This is a genomic window from Janibacter melonis, assembly GCF_003721155.3.
Classification (GTDB): domain Bacteria; phylum Actinomycetota; class Actinomycetes; order Actinomycetales; family Dermatophilaceae; genus Marihabitans; species Marihabitans melonis.
In genome coordinates, this window is sequence record NZ_CP044548.2 from 946,373 (window position 1) to 963,325 (window position 16,953).

Annotated in this window: 16 protein-coding genes; 8 read left to right on the top strand and 8 right to left on the bottom strand. The window is 74.1% G+C overall.

Going from position 1 to position 16,953, the window contains the following annotated elements; translation table 11 throughout:
• Nucleotides 1-68 precede the first annotated feature (68 nt).
• Nucleotides 69-1,727 (top strand): acyl-CoA dehydrogenase family protein, encoded by a 1,659-nt coding sequence (locus EEW87_RS04540; RefSeq protein ID WP_123091872.1) that lies wholly within the window; start codon nt 69-71, stop codon nt 1,725-1,727.
• A 32-nt stretch (nt 1,728-1,759) separates the two neighbouring features.
• On the opposite strand, the gene EEW87_RS04545 is transcribed toward EEW87_RS04540, so the two are convergent.
• On the bottom strand, nt 1,760-2,755 hold the full coding sequence (locus EEW87_RS04545) for a polyphosphate kinase 2 family protein (RefSeq protein WP_123091873.1): 996 nt from the start codon (nt 2,753-2,755) through the stop codon (nt 1,760-1,762).
• Between the two features lie 51 nt (nt 2,756-2,806).
• Here EEW87_RS04545 and EEW87_RS04550 point away from each other — a divergent pair, with 51 nt between their 5' ends.
• Nucleotides 2,807-3,481 carry a dihydrofolate reductase family protein gene (locus EEW87_RS04550; protein WP_123091874.1) on the top strand — a complete coding sequence of 225 codons (675 nt, stop codon included), beginning with the start codon at nt 2,807-2,809 and terminating at the stop codon, nt 3,479-3,481.
• Nucleotides 3,482-3,543: 62 nt separating this feature from the next.
• Here EEW87_RS04550 and EEW87_RS04555 read toward each other — a convergent pair whose 3' ends face one another.
• Complete coding sequence (locus tag EEW87_RS04555) at nt 3,544-4,710, bottom strand: alpha/beta hydrolase family protein (RefSeq protein ID WP_123091875.1); 1,167 nt, start codon at nt 4,708-4,710, stop codon at nt 3,544-3,546.
• A gap of 30 nt (nt 4,711-4,740) precedes the next feature.
• Here EEW87_RS04555 and EEW87_RS04560 point away from each other — a divergent pair, with 30 nt between their 5' ends.
• Both EEW87_RS04560 and EEW87_RS04565 read left to right on the top strand, forming a co-directional pair.
• Nucleotides 4,741-5,808 carry an ATP-dependent DNA ligase gene (locus EEW87_RS04560; RefSeq protein WP_123091876.1) on the top strand — a complete coding sequence of 356 codons (1,068 nt, stop codon included), beginning with the start codon at nt 4,741-4,743 and terminating at the stop codon, nt 5,806-5,808.
• A gap of 29 nt (nt 5,809-5,837) precedes the next feature.
• Nucleotides 5,838-6,116, top strand: coding sequence for a hypothetical protein (locus tag EEW87_RS04565; RefSeq protein ID WP_123091877.1), 279 nt, complete (start codon nt 5,838-5,840; stop codon nt 6,114-6,116).
• 56 nt (nt 6,117-6,172) lie between these two features.
• On the opposite strand, the gene EEW87_RS04570 is transcribed toward EEW87_RS04565, so the two are convergent.
• Nucleotides 6,173-7,255 carry a DNA polymerase domain-containing protein gene (locus EEW87_RS04570; protein WP_123091878.1) on the bottom strand — a complete coding sequence of 361 codons (1,083 nt, stop codon included), beginning with the start codon at nt 7,253-7,255 and terminating at the stop codon, nt 6,173-6,175.
• Between the two features lie 163 nt (nt 7,256-7,418).
• On the opposite strand from EEW87_RS04570, the gene EEW87_RS04575 reads away from it, so the two are divergent.
• Together EEW87_RS04575 and msrB are read left to right on the top strand one after the other, a co-directional pair.
• Nucleotides 7,419-9,872: a lamin tail domain-containing protein gene (locus EEW87_RS04575; protein ID WP_123091879.1), complete on the top strand. Its 2,454-nt coding sequence runs from the start codon at nt 7,419-7,421 to the stop codon at nt 9,870-9,872.
• 104 nt (nt 9,873-9,976) lie between these two features.
• On the top strand, nt 9,977-10,402 hold the full coding sequence (gene msrB, locus EEW87_RS04580; RefSeq protein WP_372430348.1) for a peptide-methionine (R)-S-oxide reductase MsrB: 426 nt from the start codon (nt 9,977-9,979) through the stop codon (nt 10,400-10,402).
• Nucleotides 10,403-10,508: 106 nt separating this feature from the next.
• On the opposite strand, the gene EEW87_RS04585 is transcribed toward msrB, so the two are convergent.
• The 3 genes from EEW87_RS04585 to hemG all read right to left on the bottom strand — a co-directional run bounded on the left by EEW87_RS04585 (nt 10,509) and on the right by hemG (nt 13,782).
• Nucleotides 10,509-11,420: a type IV toxin-antitoxin system AbiEi family antitoxin domain-containing protein gene (locus EEW87_RS04585; RefSeq protein WP_123091880.1), complete on the bottom strand. Its 912-nt coding sequence runs from the start codon at nt 11,418-11,420 to the stop codon at nt 10,509-10,511.
• A 197-nt stretch (nt 11,421-11,617) separates the two neighbouring features.
• Nucleotides 11,618-12,334: a hydrogen peroxide-dependent heme synthase gene (gene hemQ / locus EEW87_RS04590; protein WP_123091881.1), complete on the bottom strand. Its 717-nt coding sequence runs from the start codon at nt 12,332-12,334 to the stop codon at nt 11,618-11,620.
• The gene (gene hemG / locus EEW87_RS04595) at nt 12,331-13,782 is read right to left on the bottom strand and encodes a protoporphyrinogen oxidase (protein WP_123091882.1); all 1,452 of its coding nucleotides are present in this window, start codon (nt 13,780-13,782) and stop codon (nt 12,331-12,333) included. The genes hemQ and hemG overlap by 4 nt, the downstream gene beginning before the upstream one ends.
• 128 nt (nt 13,783-13,910) lie before the next feature.
• Between hemG and EEW87_RS04600 the strand changes: the two genes are divergently transcribed.
• Nucleotides 13,911-14,651, top strand: coding sequence for a DUF4349 domain-containing protein (locus EEW87_RS04600; protein WP_123091883.1), 741 nt, complete (start codon nt 13,911-13,913; stop codon nt 14,649-14,651).
• Nucleotides 14,603-14,905, top strand: coding sequence for a DUF4349 domain-containing protein (locus tag EEW87_RS17290; RefSeq protein ID WP_476737636.1), 303 nt, complete (start codon nt 14,603-14,605; stop codon nt 14,903-14,905). The genes EEW87_RS04600 and EEW87_RS17290 overlap by 49 nt, the downstream gene beginning before the upstream one ends.
• Here the strand turns inward: EEW87_RS17290 and hemE are convergent.
• Together hemE and EEW87_RS04615 are read right to left on the bottom strand one after the other, a co-directional pair.
• Nucleotides 14,853-15,917 (bottom strand): uroporphyrinogen decarboxylase, encoded by a 1,065-nt coding sequence (gene hemE / locus EEW87_RS04610; protein WP_123091992.1) that lies wholly within the window; start codon nt 15,915-15,917, stop codon nt 14,853-14,855. The two genes, EEW87_RS17290 and hemE, sit on opposite strands and share 53 nt — an antisense overlap.
• A 122-nt stretch (nt 15,918-16,039) precedes the next feature.
• The gene (locus tag EEW87_RS04615; RefSeq protein WP_123091884.1) at nt 16,040-16,876 is read right to left on the bottom strand and encodes an EamA family transporter; all 837 of its coding nucleotides are present in this window, start codon (nt 16,874-16,876) and stop codon (nt 16,040-16,042) included.
• Nucleotides 16,877-16,953: the final 77 nt, after the last annotated feature.

A 16,953-nucleotide genomic window follows, 5' to 3' on the forward strand; every position in this document is an offset into this window, starting at 1 on the left:
GTCGAGGCGCGACGGGCCCTCTGGGCCCGAGCCTCGAGACCACCGGACCGGCCGCCTATCCTCGCGCCATGCCGACCCACGACGTGACGAACCAGCCGCCCCCCTTCGTCGGGGTCGACGTCTACGGCAGCGACCCGACCCTCACCGAGGCCGTCGAGCGCTGGGTCCCCGGGACCGGGCGGGCCGACGCCCACGCAGCGCTGCACGCGCTCGGCGAGCAGGCGGGCAGCGCGGAGGCGGCAGAGCTCGCGGAGCGGGCCGAGCGCAACGCACCCCGGCTGCGCACCCACGACCGCTGGGGCCACCGCGTCGACGAGGTCGCCTACGACCCCGCCTGGCACGACCTCATGCGCGTCGCCGTCGGTGCCGGGCTCACCGCCGGCACCTGGGCGGCCGGACGGGGCACGGGCGCTCACGTGCGGCGGGCGGCCGGCTTCGTCACCTGGTCGCAGGTCGACGCCGGCCACATCTGCCCGGTGACGATGACCCATGCCGCCGTGCCCGCGCTGCGCCACTCCCCCGAGCTCGCGGCACGCTACGAGCCCGGTCTCGCGTCGCGCGAGTACGACCCGGGTCTGCGGGCGCCGGCGCTCAAGGCGGGGCTCGTCGCCGGCATGGGCATGACGGAGAAGCAGGGCGGCTCCGACGTGCGCGCCAACCGCACGCTCGCGACGCCGGCGCCGGACGGGCCGCTGCCCGGGCGCACCTACCGGCTCACCGGGCACAAGTGGTTCTGCTCGGCCCCGATGAGCGACCTCTTCCTCGTCCTGGCCCGCACCGACGGGCAGGACACGCCGAGCTGCTTCGCCGTGCCGCGCGTCCTCGACGACGAGACGCGCAACCCCTTCGCCCTCCAGCGCCTCAAGGACAAGCTGGGCGACCGCTCGAACGCCTCCTCCGAGGTCGAGCTCGACGGCACGTGGGGCTCGCTCGTCGGCGAGGAGGGGCGCGGGGTGCGCACGATCATCGACATGGTCGCCGCGACCCGTCTCGACTGCGTCCTCGGGTCGGCCGCGACCACCCGCGCCGCCCTCGCCCGGGCCGTGCACCACGCCCGGCACCGTCGCGCCTTCGGCGCGTTGCTCGTCGACCAGCCGCTCATGCGCTCGGTGCTCACCGATCTCGCGCTCGAGTCCGAGGCGGCCACCCTGCTCGGCATGCGGCTGGCCCACGCGGTCGACACCGGCGAGGTCGAGCTGGCCCGCCTCGGTGTCGCCGTCGGCAAGTACTGGGTGTGCAAGCGCACGCCGACCCTCGTCGCCGAGGCGCTCGAGTGCCTCGGCGGGGCGGGGTACGTCGAGGAGAACGGTCTGGCCCGTCTCTACCGCCAGGCCCCCCTCAACTCGATCTGGGAGGGCTCGGGCAACGTCAACGCGCTCGACGTCGTCCGGGCGATCAGCCGCGAGCCCGCGAGCCTCAAGGCCCTGCTCGAGGAGGCCGCCGTCGCGCGGGGCACCTCGTCGACGCTCGACCGGGCGCTCGACGCCGTCGAGACCGCCTGCGCCGCCGTCGCGCTCGACCCGCTCGCGGCCCAGGCCGGCGCCCGGCGCCTCGTCGAGGACCTCGCCCTCGTGCTCCAGGGCAGCCTCATGACGCGGTACGCGCCACCGGAGCTCGCCGAGGCCTTCGTCGAGTCACGCCTGGGCGCGGGTGCCCGTCTCGGGCTCGGGTCGATCGATCCCGGTCTCGCGTCGCTCGCGGCGCCCGTCGCGCTCGGACGCTGCTGACGGTGCGCGTCCCGCCTGGTCGCCGCTGACGCTCAGGTGTGCTCGAGGCGCTCCTGCTCGACCTCGACGTCGAAGTCGGCGGCCGGCCACCGCGGGTCCATCGCCTCGAGGTGCTCCTTGAGCAGCTGCATGACGGCCAGACGGGCGTACCACTTGCGGTCGGCGGGCACGACGTACCACGGCGCGCTCTCGGTCGAGGTGCGCTCGAGGACGCTCTGGTAGGCCTCCATGTACTCGTCCCAGTGCTCGCGCTCGTCGATGTCTCCGGGGTTGTACTTCCAGTGCTTGTCGGGGCGGGCGAGACGCTCGGCGAGGCGGGCGCGCTGCTCGTCCTTGCTGATGTGGAGCATCACCTTGACGACCGTCGTGCCGCTCTCGACGAGACCGCGCTCGAAGGTCGCGATCTGGCCGTACCGGCGCGACCACTGCGATCGCGGCACGAGGTCGTGGACGCGCACGACGAGGACGTCCTCGTAGTGGCTGCGGTCGAAGACGCCGATCTCGCCGGGCCGCGGCAGGGCCCGCCGGATCCGCCACAGGAAGGGGTGGCGGCGCTCCTCGTCACTCGGCACCTTGAAGCTCGTGAGCGCGACACCCTGCGGGTCCATGGCCCCGACGACATGGCGCATGATGCCGCCCTTGCCCGAGGTGTCCATGCCCTGGATGACGAGCAGGACGCTGCGCTGACCGCCGCCCTTGGACTCGGCGTACAGCCGCTCCTGCAGCTCGCTGACGACGTCGGCGAGCTCGGGCATGAGCTCGGCAGCCGCGGCCTTGTCGCCGTCGAAGCCCGGCGTGCCACGTGTGTCGATCTCGTCGACCCGTGTCGTCGGACCGGCGCGCAGCGCCTCGCCGAAGGTCTGGGGCACGGGCGCCCCCTTCGGCACCGTCGTCTGCACGGGCTCGTCGGCAGCTGACTTCTTCGGACCTGAGCCCGTGCGACCCGGCCCCTTCGGGCGCTTGTCCTTCGAGCGCTCGTCCTTCGCGCTCTTCGCCGACGTCTTCGTCTTCTTCGACCCCTTCGCCATCGGCCCATCATGCCCACCGGTCCGGGCCCGTGGGGCTGCGAGGATGCCGCCATGCGCGCCCTCATCGCTCCCCCGCACGTCGACCTGCCCGACGGGACCCTCGACGACGCCGCCGTCGACGCGCTCTACGCCCACGACGGCGAGCTGCTGCGCCTCAGCTTCGTCTCCACCCTCGACGGCGCCGCGACGGGCGGCGACGGGGTGTCGGGCTCGATCAACACCGAGGCCGACGGCCGTGGGTACCGGGCGATGGGCCGGGCGGCCGACGTCGTGCTCGTCGGTGCCGGCACGGCCCGGGCGGAGGAGTACGGGTCCCGCTCGACACCGCTCGTCGTCGTCAGCCGCCGCGGCGAGCTGCCCGAATCGGTCCGCGAGGGCGACGGCACCGTCGTCCTCGCCACGGTGGCGGCCTCGGGAGTGCCCGAGGGCGAGCACGTGTGGCACGTCGGGCAGGACGAGGTCGATCTCGTGGCCCTCGTGCAGCGGTGCCGCGCGGCCTTCGGCCCGCACGTACTGTGCGAAGGGGGACCGAGCCTGGCCGGGGACCTCGTCGCCGCGGGCCTGGTCGACGAGCTCGGCCTGTCGTGGGCGCCCTCGCTCGTCGTCGGGTCGCCGGAGGACCACCCCCGGATCCTGCGCGGTCCCGCCGCCGAGGTCGCGCTCGAGCCGGTGCACCTCCTCGAGGAGGACGGCACCCTCGTCGGGCTGTGGCGCGTGCGCCGCTGACGCACCGCGCTCAGAGCACACGGCCGGTGCGGGCGCGGGGCGGGGTGCAGCGCCGGACGACCTCAGCGCACGAAGTCGCCGACGACCCGGTCCCATCGGTGCGGGTCGACGTTCCACTCCTTGCAGTGCCGGGCGAGCGACCACGGCTCGAAGGTCACGAGGTCGGGCCGGGCGGCGGCGAGACGCTCGGAGGGCCCGACCGGCACGAACTCGTCGTCACGGGAGTGGATGAGCAGCAGCGGGTGGTGCAACTCGTCGGCGCGGCGCACCCAGTCGGTGCGGGTGACGTCGACGGACTCGGTGAGCCCGACGAGACCGCGCGCCCAGCGCTGACCCATGAGGCTGCGTCCGAGGCTGCCGACGGCCCGGGGCACCGAGTGCAGCCGGGCGTGGTGGGCGAGGACGTCGGCCCAGTCGACGACCGGTCCGTCGAGCACGGCCCGGCTGACGAGCGGGGCGAGCTCGGAGCGGTCGAGCACCTGGAGCACGATCGCCCCGCCCATCGACCACCCGACGAGGACGATCTCCTGGGCCCCCCGGGCGACGGCGAGGCGCATCGCGGCCTCGACGTCACGCCACTCCGACAGGCCGAGGTTGTAGCGCCCGTCGGGGCCCAGCGGGGCCTCGGTGTCGTTGCGATAGCTCGGCACGAGCACGTCGAGACCGGCGGCGTGCAGCGCGGGCACGGCCCGCAGGGTCTCGTAGCGCCGGGCCCCGCGCCCGTGGACGAGGACCGCCCAGCGCGAGTGGTCGGCTCCCTCGCTGGGCACCACCCACGCCGGCATCGGCCCGACCTCGCCGTCGACGACGACGTCCTCGTGGTGCAGGCCGAGGTCCTCGCGGGGGTTGCGCGCGTAGTAGTAGCCGTTGACCCGCACCGGACCCGGCCGGGCGGTGCCCCAGTCGACGCTCACGAGCCGACGGCGCACCCGCTGGAGGCGGTGGTCGTGCTCGAGGACCTCGCCCACCCGGACGTGGCCACCGTCGCCGTCGACCCACAGGCCGTACAGGCCCGGCACGGTCGTCTCCGGCGTCGCGTCGAGGGTGACCGAGTCGTGGTGGAGCACCCGGATCCGCGCGTCGTCGGGCCGGTAGGGGTCGGGCGTGAGCACGCGGCGGGCGAAGTAGGCCGCGGCGCCGAGCCACACCGAGCCGGCACCGGCCAGGGCGCCGCCCACGGCGGCACCGCCGTACGTCGCGGCGCGTCGGGTGGTCGTGCTCGGGCTCACGAGGCGATCCTCTCAGGTCATGATGGGCAGGTGAGGCAACCCATCGCGCTCCCCGTCGACCCCATGCTCGCCAAGGCCGCCGCCGCGGTGCCCGCCGCCGACGCGGTCGACGGGGGGTACGCCTACGAGCCGAAGTGGGACGGCTTCCGCTGCGTCGTCCTGCGCGACGGCGACGAGGTCGAGCTCGCGAGCCGCGGCAAGAAGCCGCTCACCCGTTACTTCCCCGAGGTCGTCGCGGCCTGCCTGGAGCACCTGCCCGAGCGGGTCGTCCTCGACGGCGAGATCGTCGTGCGCTCCGGCGAGCCGGGAGCCCAGCGGCTGCAGTGGGAGGCGCTCTCGCAGCGCATCCACCCCGCGGCGTCGCGCGTGACGAAGCTCTCGCAGAAGACCCCGGCCGAGGTCGTCGTCTTCGACCTCCTCGCCGTCGGCGACGAGGACCTCATGTCCTCCCCCTTCGCCGAGCGCCGTGCGCGCCTCGAGGGGCTCTTCGCGCAGGTCTCTCCCGAGGCGCCGATCCACCTGACCCGCGTCACCCGCGACCCGGACGAGGCGACGGACTGGTTCACCCGCTTCGAGGGGGCCGGGCTCGACGGCGTCGTCGCCAAGGCGCTCGCCTCGCCCTACTCCCCCGGCAAGCGCACGATGATCAAGGTCAAGCACAAGCGCACCGCCGAGGCCGTCGTCATCGGATATCGCGTGCACAAGTCGGGGCAGGGCGTCGGCTCGCTCCTGCTCGGGCTGCACCACGAGGGGCAGCTCATCGGGGTCGGGGGGATCGCCGCCTTCACGACCGCGCGCCGCCTCGAGCTCGTCGACGAGCTCGAGCCCTACGTGCGCCGCGACGAGGAGGGCGAGGTCGTGCGGGCCGAGACCGACCGCTCGCGCTTCTCCTCGAGCAAGGACGTCTCGTACGTGCCGCTGCGCCCGGAGCTCGTCGTCGAGGTCGCCTTCGACCAGCTCGAGGGATGGCGCTTCCGGCACGCCGTGCAGCTCGTGCGCTGGCGGCCCGACCGCGACCCCGAGTCGTGCACCCTCGACCAGATCGACCGCGCCCCGGCCTACGACCTCGGCGAGGTGCTCCTCGAGCGCGAGCCCTGATCGGCCGTCCTCATCGGCAGCGTCTGGCCATGAGCCTCACCCGAGACAGCCACAACCTCACCGTCGACGGGCGTCCGGTGCGCGTCGTCGGCTCCACCGGCGCGATCCGCGCGACCTGGCGCCTCTTCGAGGATGACCACCTGCTCGCCGAGGAGGAGGTGCTCGCCGGCACCCGCGAGCTCGTCGGCTCGCTGTCGACGGGCACGCAGGTCGTCGCGACCGTGCTCCAGTCGGCGCTGGGCAGCACGAAGGTCGTCGTCACCGCCCACGGCGAGACCGTCGCCGAGCTCGACGGCTTCGTCGCCTGAGACCTCGTCGGGCTCCGACCCGGTCGCTCCGGCGGTCGTCGCCGACCTCGTCGCGCTCAGCCCTCGACCCGGTTGCCGTCCTCGTCCCAGTGCGACGCCACCTTCTTGCTGGGCTGCACCCGCGGGGGCTCGCCGGGCATCTTCGGGTAGTCGGGCGGGAAGTTCAGCTCGCCGCCGGGCAGCTCCTCCCACAGCCGCAGGAGCGGCTTCAGGGGGTGGGCCGTGGTGTCCATGTCGGCCCACGGGTCGCCGTCGGCGAGCCGCTCGGGGACGGACAGCAGGTGCAGGGCCGCGGGGTCGTCGACCTCGGCGAGCTGCTCCCACGTCAGCGGGGTGCTCACCGGCGCCCCGGGGCGGGCGCGCAGGCTCCACGCGCTCGCGATCGTGCGGTCGCGGTTGTTCTGGTTGAAGTCGACGAAGATCCGCTCCCCGCGCTCCTCCTTCCACCACGCCGTCGTCACGCCGTCGTCACGGCGCTCGAGCTCGCGCCCGAAGCCGATCGCCGCGTGGCGCAGGTCCTCGAAGGAGTGCGTCGGCTCGACCCGCACGTAGACGTGGATGCCGCGGTTGCCGCTCGTCTTGGGGTAGCCGCGCATGCCGAGCTCCTCGAGCAGCTCGCGGGCCACGCCGGCGACACGCCGCGCGTCGGCGAAGGTCGTGCCGGGCTGGGGGTCGAGGTCGATCCGCAGCTCGTCGGGGTGGTCGACGTCGGGCCGGCGCACCGGCCACGGGTGGAGCGTCAGCGCACCCATCTGCGCGGCCCACACGACCGTGGCGGGCTCGGTGGGGCACAGCTCGGCCGCGGTCCGTCCGCTGGGGAAGGTGATCTCGACGGTCTCGACGTAGTCGGGCGCGCCTCGCGGCAGCCGCTTCTGGTAGAAGCCGTCGGCTCCCTTGTCCTGGGGGCCGACGGCCAGGCGCATGCCCTCGCGCCACCCGTCGGGCCAGCGCTCCATCGCCGTCGGTCGCTCGCCGACCGCGCGCATCATCGCCTCGCCGACGTCGGCGAAGTACTGGCACACCTCGAGCTTGGTGATCTGTGGCGTGCGCTCGGTCGCCTCGTAGATCACCCGGTCCGGGCTGGAGACGCGGACCTCGCGCTCACCGGCGGTGACGCTGCCCGCGGGGGTCTTGGCCATGCGCTCACGGTAGTGGCGAGAGGGGACAGCGCGGTCCCCCTTCGCCCCCTGACGAAGTCCTGACCTGGTCTTGGCCAGAGGTTTACCCCGGACGCGGCGTGGCGTCACCCAGGGGTGCCTACCGTCTCTCTCGCCCCCTCTCTCCAGCTCAGGAGCCACCCCCGTGCCCACTCGCCACACCTCGCCCCGACGCCGTCGCGCGCTCGCGGCGCTCACCGCCGTCCCGCTCGTCACCGCCGCTCTCGCCGTCACCGCGCCGAGCGCCACCGCCGTCTCCACGACGGTCGTCATCTCCGAGGCCTACGGCGGCGGCGGCAACTCCGGCGCCCCCTTCCGCAGCGACTTCGTCGAGCTCGCCAACCGCTCCGGCGCGGCCGTCGACCTCAGCGGCTGGAGCCTGGCCTACTACTCCGCGAGCGGCACGACCGCGCAGACGACGCCGCTGAGCGGCAGCATCGCCGCGGGTGGTCGCTACCTCGTCAAGCAGGCCGACGGCGCGAGCGCGACCGCCCCCGCGCTGCCCACCCCCGACGCGACCGGCACGGTCCCGATGTCCTCGAGCGGCGCCCGCGTCGTCCTGCGCGACGCGAGCGGGGGCGAGGTCGACCTCCTCGGCTGGGGCTCGGCGACAACCTTCGAGGGCGCGCCGGCCGGGGCGACGAGCAACACGACGTCCGTCGCGCGCCGGGACATCTGCAGCGACACGGATAACAACGCAGGCGATTTCGTCGTCGGGGCACCGACGCCGCAGTCCTCGACGACCCCGGTGACGACGTGCGAAGGGGGCGAGGAGCCGCCGGTCGACGAGCCGGAGACCATCGCGCAGATCCAGGGCGCGGCTCACCTCTCCCCGCTCGACGGGCAGCGGGTCAACGGCGTCGAAGGGGTCGTCACGGCGGTGAGCCGCAACGGCTTCTGGATGCAGTCGACCACCCCGGACGACGACCCCGCGACGTCCGAGGCGATCCTCGTGTACACCCGCACGGCGCCGACCGCGACGGTCGGCGACACCGTGAGCGTCGACGGCGCCGTCGACGAGTTCCGTCCCGGTGGCTCCAGCGGGTGGGACAACCTCACGACGACGCAGGTCGTCGGCCCGCGGGTCACCGTGACCGGCACGGCGCCCGTCCCGGCCCCGGTCGTCCTCGGCGAGGACCGCACCGCCCCGCAGCAGAGCGTCGACGCGGCGGACCCGAAGAACGTCGAGTACGACGGTGCCGAGTTCCGGCCCGAGCGCGACGCCATCGACTTCTACGAGTCGCTCGAGGGCATGCGCCTCGGGGTGCGCGACGCGACCGCCGTCGGCCCGACGAACTCCTTCGGCGAGCTCCCCGTCGTGCCCGGCAGCGGTGTCCAGGCCACCCGCACCGCGTGGGACGGCGTCGTCTACTCCGGCTACGACCGGCCCAACACGATGCGCGTCATCCTCGACGACTACCTCACCGGCGCCCTCCCGGCGGCCGACCAGGGCGACACCCTGCCGGGGCTCGTCACCGGCGTCCTCGACTACGACTTCGGCAACTTCAAGCTCCACGTCCAGGAGCAGCCGACGGTCGTCGACGGCCCGGCGCAGCGCGAGGTCGCGCCCGTCCAGCGCGACCGCGAGCTGAGCGTCGCGTCCTTCAACGTCGAGAACCTCGCGCCGACGAACCCGCAGGAGAAGTTCGACCGGCTCGCGGGGCAGATCGTGACGAACCTGCGCTCCCCCGACGTCATCGCCGTCGAGGAGGTCCAGGACGACAACGGCGCGGTCGACGACGGCACCGTCGACTCGACCGCGACGACCGACAAGCTCGCCGCGGCGATCCTCGCCCAGGGCGGACCGCAGTACACGGCGCACTGGGTCAACCCGAAGGACAAGGCCGACGGCGGCCAGCCCGGCGGCAACATCCGCAACGTCCTGCTCGTGCGCGCCGACCGCGACGTCGACGTCATCACCCGCGACGCGGGCGACCCCGAGCACGAGGCGCTCGTCGAGACGCGGCGCAAGGGCAAGCGGACCGAGCCCTACCTCACGACCTCGCCGGGCCGCGTCGACCCGACGAACCCCGCCTTCGAGAGCTCGCGCAAGCCGCTCGTCACCGAGCTGCGCTACCGCGGCGAGAGCGTCTTCGTCATCGCCGTGCACCTGAGCAGCAAGGGCGGCGACGACCCGCTCTTCGGGCGCTGGCAGCAGCCGGTGCGCTCCAGCGAGGACGACCGGCACGCCCAGGCGCGCGCGGTGCGCTCCTTCGTCGACGACCTGCTCGAGGCCGACAGCCAGGCCAAGGTCGTCGTCGCCGGCGACGTCAACGACTTCGAGTTCTCGCAGACCGCCGACATCCTCGTCGACACGCTCGAGGGCAGCGGCTCGACGGCGCTGACCGACCTGCCGCGCACCCTGCCCGCCGGTGAGCGGTGGACCTACGTCTTCGACGGCAACAGCCAGGTCCTCGACCACATCCTGCTCAGCCCCTCGCTGGTGACGCGGGAGAAGGTCAACGGCCCGTGGCGGCCGGGCAAGCCGAAGGCGGGCGAGCCGGTCTTCCGCTACGACATCGTCCACACGAACGCCGCCTTCTCCGACCAGGACAGCGACCACGACCCGCAGGTCGTGCACCTGGACCTCAAGAAGTAGGGCTCGACCCCCCTTCGCACCGACGCCCTCACGCCCCGGGAACATCTGGGACGTGAGGGCGTTGGCATGATGTGATCCACCCCCGACCCGCGAAGGAGACCATCGTGGAGCCCACCGGCCGGCAGTACTCCGTGTCCAAGGACGACGCCCAGTGGCGGTCCGAGCTCAGCGCCGACGAGTACTCGGTGCTGCGTCAGGCCGGCACGGAGCGCCCCTTCACCGGCGAGTACACCGACACGACGACCGAAGGGGTGTACGCCTGCCGCGCGTGCGGCGCAGAGCTCTTCACCTCGACGGAGAAGTTCGAGAGCCACTGCGGCTGGCCGTCCTTCTTCGCCCCGCTCGCGCAGGACCGCGTCGAGTACATCCAGGACGACTCGCTCCCGGGCCGCCCCCGCGTCGAGGTCCGCTGCGGCAGCTGCGGCAGCCACCTCGGGCACGTCTTCGAGGGCGAGGGCTACGAGACCCCCACCGACCAGCGGTACTGCATCAACTCGATCGCCATGACCCTGCGCCCCGCCCAGGGCTGATCCCCCTTCGCCCCACCCGTCACCAGTTTCTCGGGTGACCCGATAAACCCCGGCTTGGCACCAGTAAGAAACTCGTGCGAAGCCGGGGTTTGTCATGCTCAGCGGGTCACGCGGCGACGGCGAGGGCTGCCGTGACGGCGGCGATGATGCGATCGGTGTGGAAGAGGTCCGCCCAGGTCAGCCGCACGACGACGTAACCGAGGGCGCGGAGCCGGTCCTCGCGCTTCTTCTCACGGAAGAGGGCGTCAGTGCCGCCCTCCGTGTACTTGACCTTGCCGTCGAACTCCAGCAGCACCCGGGTGCCCTTGATGCGCAGGTCGACCCGCCCGACGAAGACCCCGTCCTGGTCGGCGATGTCCACCTGCGACTCCACCTCGAGCCCCGCACCACGAAGGGCGACCCGGGTCACGCTCTCGCCGAGGGACTCGGCCGCCGCGTCGGCCCACGCGAGGGCACACGTGAGACGGGACGAGCGCGGGGTGCCGGCCATGGCCTCTCGGACGGCCTCGAGCTCGTGCATCGAGACCTTCCGCTCGTGGAGAGCGGCGTCGATCGACGCGACGCCGGCGGGGATCCCGTGGTCGACGGCCGTCTGGGCGAGCGCGTCGGGCAGGGGCACCGCCGGACCCCAGGGCGTGGCGACCGGCTCCTGGCGAAGGGGGCGGATGCGCAGCTGCTCGGTGAAGGCCTCACGGGCGATGGGCCGGCAGATGTCGGTCCGGATCACCGCCACCTCGAAGGTCGGCACGCCATGAGCCTCGACGGCGGTGCCGCTCGCGAGGACGGCGTCCGGGTAGACCCGCAGGGCCGCCCGGGCGAGGAGGCGACGGTGCTCCCCCTTCGTCCACTCCCCGGGTCGGGTGTAGGCGCCCCGGCAGATCCTCACGATGACACCGCGGCGGCACCCGGCGGTGAGGACCTCGTCGCTCATGCCCGTCCGCAGGGCGTCCTGGCGGGTGAAGATGCCGTCCGGCATCGCGAGCAGGCTGCTGAAGATGTCTGGGGTGACGAGATGCATGCGTCACGGTCGCGCTCTGTGCCCTGTCGGCGCCGTGGTCGACCCCGGGCTGTGGACAAGGTTCCCGAGCGGTCGGTGCCTGGGGACAACCACGTCGAGGGCACTGAGCAAGACAAACCCCGGCTCGGCAGGAGTTTGGGACTCGTGCTGAGCCGGGGTTTATCGGGTGACCCGAGAAACTTGGGGCTGGTGGGGCGTCAGCGGAGGCGGTCGACGAAGTCGGCCATCTCCACCCGCGGGCCGGTGTAGAAGGGGATCTCCTCGCGGACGTGGAGGCGGGCCTTGGACGCGCGCAGCTCGCGCATGAGGTCGACGATCCGGTGCAGCTCGTCGGCCTCGAAGGCCAGGACCCACTCGTAGTCGCCGAGGGCGAAGGAGCTGATGGTGTTCGCGCGCACGTCCGGGTAGTCGCGGGCCATGGCGCCGTGCTCGGCGAGCATCGAGCGGCGCTCGGTCTCGTCCATGACGTACCAGTCGTAGGACCGCACGAAGGGGTAGACGCACAGGTAGGCGCGGGGGTCCTCGCCGGCCATGAAGGCCGGGATGTGGCTGCGGTTGAACTCCGCCTGGCGGTGCAGCGCGGCGACCGACCACACAGGCTCGAGGTGCTGCCCGAGCGCGGTGCGCAAGAAGCGGTGGTAGGCGCCCTGCAGCTGCTCGATCGTGTCGGCGTGCCACCAGATCATGAGGTCGGCGTCGGCGCGCAGACCGGCGACGTCGTAGGTGCCGCGGATGCGCACCCCGTCCGCCTCGAGCTCGGCGAAGAGCTCCGCGACCTCGGCCGCCGCGCCCTCGCGGTCCTCGCCGAGCGGGCTCACCGCGGCGAAGACGGAGAACATCGCGTAGTGCACCGAGGAGTTGATCGCCTCGAGCTGCTCGCGCGACGGCTTGGACGGGGACGGACGGGTGCTCATGCGATCTCCTTGGTGTGGCTCAGCTGGTCGTGGGTGGTGTCTGCGGTGGTCCGGGCGTGGGCGAGGACGGAGGCGATGCCGACCCCCTCGTAGGTCGCGCCGGTTACGGCCAGGCCGGGCCGGTCGGCGAGACCGGCGACGACGCGCGCGACACGGGCGCGGTGGCCGACCGTGTACTGCGGCAGCCCCCCGCCCCAGCGCTGCACGTGGCTGTCGGCGACCTGCGGCACGGGCCGACCCAGCGCGGTCGCGACGTCGGCGAGGGCACCGCGGACGAGCTCGGCGTCCTCGCGCTGCAGGCTCGTGACGTCGCCGGCGCGGCCGACGGAGGCCCGCAGCAGGAGCAGCCCGTGCTCGCGGGCCGCCTGCGCCGCCCACGCCCACTTCGTGCTGACGAAGGTGCTCGCCTTGATGAGCCGCCCGTCGACCGCGGGCACGAGGAAGCCCGACCCCGGCAGGTCGTCCCACCCGTCCCGACCGGCGGGGACGGCGATCGTCACGACGGCCATCGAGGCGGTCTCGACCTCGGCGAGCGCGTCGGCGGCGACGGGGGCGACGTCGCGCAGGAGACGGGTCGCGGCGGGTGCGGGGGTCGCGACGACGACGGCGTCCGCGTCGATCGCCTCGGACGCGGTCGTCGGGCCGACGACGACGCGCCAGCCCTGCGCGGTGCGCTCGACGCCGCGGCTGATCGTGCCGAGACGGATCTGCCCGCCGTGCGCACGCACGCGGTCCGCGAGCGCGAGCGGCAGCTGGTGGACTCCCCCGTCGACGCCGAGCAGGGCGGGTCCGCGCCGGCCTGTCGCCCCGCCTGCGCCCGAGGCGGGCGCCGCCGCGGGGTCGGCAGGAGGCACGAGCGTGCGGGCGCCGGCGGCGAGCGACCCGTGCTCGCGCGCTGCCTGCCACAGCCCGCCCATCGTCGAGGGGAGCGAGAGCTCGTCGACGCGACCGGCGTAGACCCCGCCGAGGAGCGGCTCGACGAGCCGGTCGACGACGGCGCGCCCGTACTCGGCGGAGACGCCCGCCGCCACGGAGACGTCGGCGTCGGGCCCCTCGCCGAGGGCTGCCGGTCCCCCCTTCGCCGCCCGCTCCTGCTCCTGCTCGGTGAGGACGCCGCCGGTCGTCGCTGCGTCCGCGGGCACCCCCATGTAGGTCCGGGTGGGCAGCGGCACGAGCCGGCCCCGGTCCCACAGCTGCGCGGGGACGGGTTCGGGGCGCACCTGGCGCTGCGCGAGACCGACGCGCTCCAGCGCCGCCGTCGCGTCGTCGGTGATCCGCACGGACTCGGCGCCGACGTCGAGGCGAACCCCCGCGACCTCGGCCGGTGCGACGACGCCGCCCACGCGGTCGCGCCCCTCGACGACGAGCACGTCGTGCCCGCGCGCGGCGAGCGACTCCGCGGTGGTCAGACCGGCGATCCCGGCCCCGATGACGACGACTCGAGCCATGCCCCCAACTGTGCCACCCGCGCGTGACCCGATCGTGACCGCCCCGGCCGGAACCCCCCGCCCCACCGGCGCCGTCCCATCCCCGACGGCGCCGCGCCCGGCGGTGCCGCGAGAGCAGGGGGCAGACGATGAGCACGCAGGCGAGCAGGACGCACGGCGAGGACAGCACGAAGGGGTGGCGCCGCCCGGCCGTCGGGACGGCCGCCGCGGCGCTGGTGGCGGCGGTGACGCTCACGGGGTGCGGCGTCGGCGGGTCGTCCTCCGACTCCGGCGTCCCGCGGTCCGAGGGCGCGACCGCCCAGGGCGAGGGAGGCGCCGCCGAGGACTCCTCGGTCGCCGACGACCAGGACGCGAGCCGACCGGCCACCGGGGCGAAGGGGGCGACGGGCGCGCGCTCCCAGCAGCGCACCGTCGTCTCGCAGCAGCGCCTGGCCCGCAGCGCGACCCTCGACCTCACCGTCGCCGACGTCGACCAGGCCGCGGCGAAGGTCCGCAGCGCGGCCGCCCGGGTCGACGGCGCGGTGACCTCGGAGGAGGTGTCCTCCGACGAGGGTCACGCGTGGGGCGAGGTGGTCGTCACCGTGCCGAGCTCACGTCTCGACACGACCCTGGACGCGCTGTCCGAGCTCGGGACCGTCGAGCGGCGCACGACCTCGACGAGCGACGAGAGCTCGACCTACACCGACACCTCGTCGCGCATCAAGACCATGCGGGCCTCCATCGCCCGCGTCCAGCGGCTCATCGCGAGCACGGACGACATCGACAGCTCGTCACGCTCGAGAGCGACCTGTCGACCCGTCAGGCCGACCTCGAGTCGCTCCTGGCCCAGCTCAAGGACCTCGAGCGGCGCACGAGCACCTCGCCGGTGACGGTCAGCCTGTCGCAGGAGGGCGCGCCGGAGCGTGAGGACGAGGACGCAACGGGCTTCGTCGCCGGGCTGTCGGCCGGCTGGGACGCCTTCGGCAGCTCGGCGGCCGTGCTGCTCACGGTCCTGGGGGCGCTCACCCCCTTCGTCGCGCTCGGGCTGCTCGTCACCGCGCCGCTCGTGTGGTGGTGGCGGCGCCGGCGGGTCAGCGCGCCGCTCGTACCGGCTGCTGGTGGACCAGCTCGACGACACGGGTGAGGACGTCGGGGTCGGTGGTGGGCAGCACGCCGTGGCCGAGGTTGAAGATGTGGCCCGGTGCGGCGTGGCCCTCGGCCACGATGCGCTCGACCGCCGCCGCCAGCGGCTCCCACGGGGCGAAGAGGAGGGCGGGGTCGAGGTTGCCCTGGACGGCGTGGCGGCCCTCGAGCCGCTCGATCGCGTCGGCCAGCGAGGTCCGGTAGTCGACGCCGACGACGTCGGCCCCCGCCGCGCCCATGTCGCGCAGCAGCTCGCCGGTGCCGACCCCGAAGTGGATCGTCGGGACGTCGAGGTCGGCGACCATCGCCAGGGCCGCGGCCGAGTGGGGCTGCACGTGCGTCACGTAGTCGGCCCGCGAGAGGAAGCCGGCCCAGGAGTCGAAGAGCTGGACGACGCTCGCGCCGGCCTCGACCTGCACCCGCAGGAAGGCGCCCGCGATCCGCGCGAGCCGCTCGCACAGGTCGTGCCACAGCCGGGGGTCGCCGTGCATGAGCGCCTTGGTGCGCTCGTGGTTCTTGCTCGGCCCGCCCTCGACGAGATAGCTGGCGAGGGTGAAGGGCGCCCCGGCGAAGCCGATGAGCGGGACCGGGCCGAGCTCGGCGACGAGCCGGCGCACCGACTCGGTGATGTCCGGGACGTGCTCGGGCGTCAGCTCGGGCAGCCGGTCGAGGTCGGCGCGGGTGCGGAAGGGCTCGGCGACCACCGGACCCCGGCCCGGCACGATGTCGAGGTCGACGCCCACGGCGTGCACCGGCACGACGATGTCGGAGAAGAAGATCGCCCCGTCGACGCCGTGACGGCGCACCGGCTGCATCGTGATCTCGGTGACGAGGTCGGGCGTGCGGCACGCGGCGAGCATCTCGTTGCCCTCGCGCAGCGCGCGGTACTCGGGCAGCGAGCGACCGGCCTGACGCATGAACCACACGGGCGTGCGGCGCACGGGCAGCCCCCGTGCCGCGCGGACGAGGTCGCTGTCGGCGGGCGTCGTCGCCGCCTCGAGCCGCTGCTGCAGGCCCGGTGCGGCACCGGTGCGGTCGGCGCGGGCGTCGGCGGTGGGGTCGGCGGTGCTCACGCCCCGATCCTCCCCCACGGCCGGGCCGGGGGCGAAACCCTCGTCCCCCCTTCGCCCGGGGCTCAGCCGGCGGCGAGCAGGACGACGCCGAGGAGGGCGAGGACGACCCCGATCCCCTGGACCGGCCGCAGGCGCTCGTGCAGCACGAGCGTCGCGAGCGCCACCGTCGCGACCGGGTAGAGCGAGGCGAGGACGCTGACGACCGACAGCGGGCCGCGCGTCGCGGCGAGCGCGTAGAGGACGTTGGCCCCGAGGTCGGCGACACCGACGAGCAGGATCCCGGGCAGGGTCGCGCGCGGCGGCGCACCCACCCGGCGCACGGCGAGCGCGCCGAGGAGCACGACGAGCGCGCCGACGACCTTGAGCGACCACAGGGTGTGCAGGACCGAGCTGTGCGACCCGCGCTCGACGAGCACGAGCGAGGCCCCCAGGCCGAGCGCCGCGAGGAGCGCGAGGAGGACCGGGAGGCCGGCGCGCTCCCCCCTCGCCCCCGTCCGCAGCTCAGGACCGCTCGCGAGGACGATGCCGACGACCGCGCAGAGGAGGCCGATGACGACGAGGGCGCCGACCGGGTCGCCGCCGAGCAGCCCGACGACGACGGGGACGACGACGCCGCACGCGGCGACCGGCGCGATGACGCCCATGCGGCCCGCCGCGAGCCCCGCGTACAGCGCGCACAGGCCGAGGGTGCCGACGACCCCCGACAGGCTCCCCCACAGCCACCAGCGACCGGGCGGCAGCGGCCCGGCGGAGAGGACGGCGACGCTCGTGAGCACCGCGGCGACCGCCAGGCTCCACCCGAGGACGACCCCCGCGGGCGTGCGCCGCGACGTCAGCCCGGCGACGAAGTCCGAGCTGCCCCACACCACCGCCGCGAGGAGGCCGAGGACGAGGGTCACCCCGCGAGGTTAGGCGAAGGGGGAGGCCCCGGCCTGGCACCGCGGGGTCCCTGCGACGGGAGCGGGCTCCCTGACGC

Bases quoted from the DNA above. Each gene is read 5' to 3' on its own strand.
- EEW87_RS04570 (WP_123091878.1), bottom strand. From the start codon at position 7,255: ATGGCCAAGACCCCCGCGGGCAGCGTCACCGCCGGTGAGCGCGAGGTC.
- hemQ (WP_123091881.1), bottom strand. From the start codon at position 12,334: ATGAGCACCCGTCCGTCCCCGTCCAAGCCGTCGCGCGAGCAGCTCGAG.
- EEW87_RS04600 (WP_123091883.1), top strand. From the start codon at position 13,911: ATGAGCACGCAGGCGAGCAGGACGCACGGCGAGGACAGCACGAAGGGG.
- EEW87_RS04550 (WP_123091874.1), top strand. From the start codon at position 2,807: ATGCGCGCCCTCATCGCTCCCCCGCACGTCGACCTGCCCGACGGGACC.
- EEW87_RS04545 (WP_123091873.1), bottom strand. From the start codon at position 2,755: ATGGCGAAGGGGTCGAAGAAGACGAAGACGTCGGCGAAGAGCGCGAAG.
- EEW87_RS04585 (WP_123091880.1), bottom strand. From the start codon at position 11,420: ATGCATCTCGTCACCCCAGACATCTTCAGCAGCCTGCTCGCGATGCCG.
- EEW87_RS04540 (WP_123091872.1), top strand. From the start codon at position 69: ATGCCGACCCACGACGTGACGAACCAGCCGCCCCCCTTCGTCGGGGTC.
- EEW87_RS04565 (WP_123091877.1), top strand. From the start codon at position 5,838: ATGAGCCTCACCCGAGACAGCCACAACCTCACCGTCGACGGGCGTCCG.
- hemG (WP_123091882.1), bottom strand. From the start codon at position 13,782: ATGGCTCGAGTCGTCGTCATCGGGGCCGGGATCGCCGGTCTGACCACC.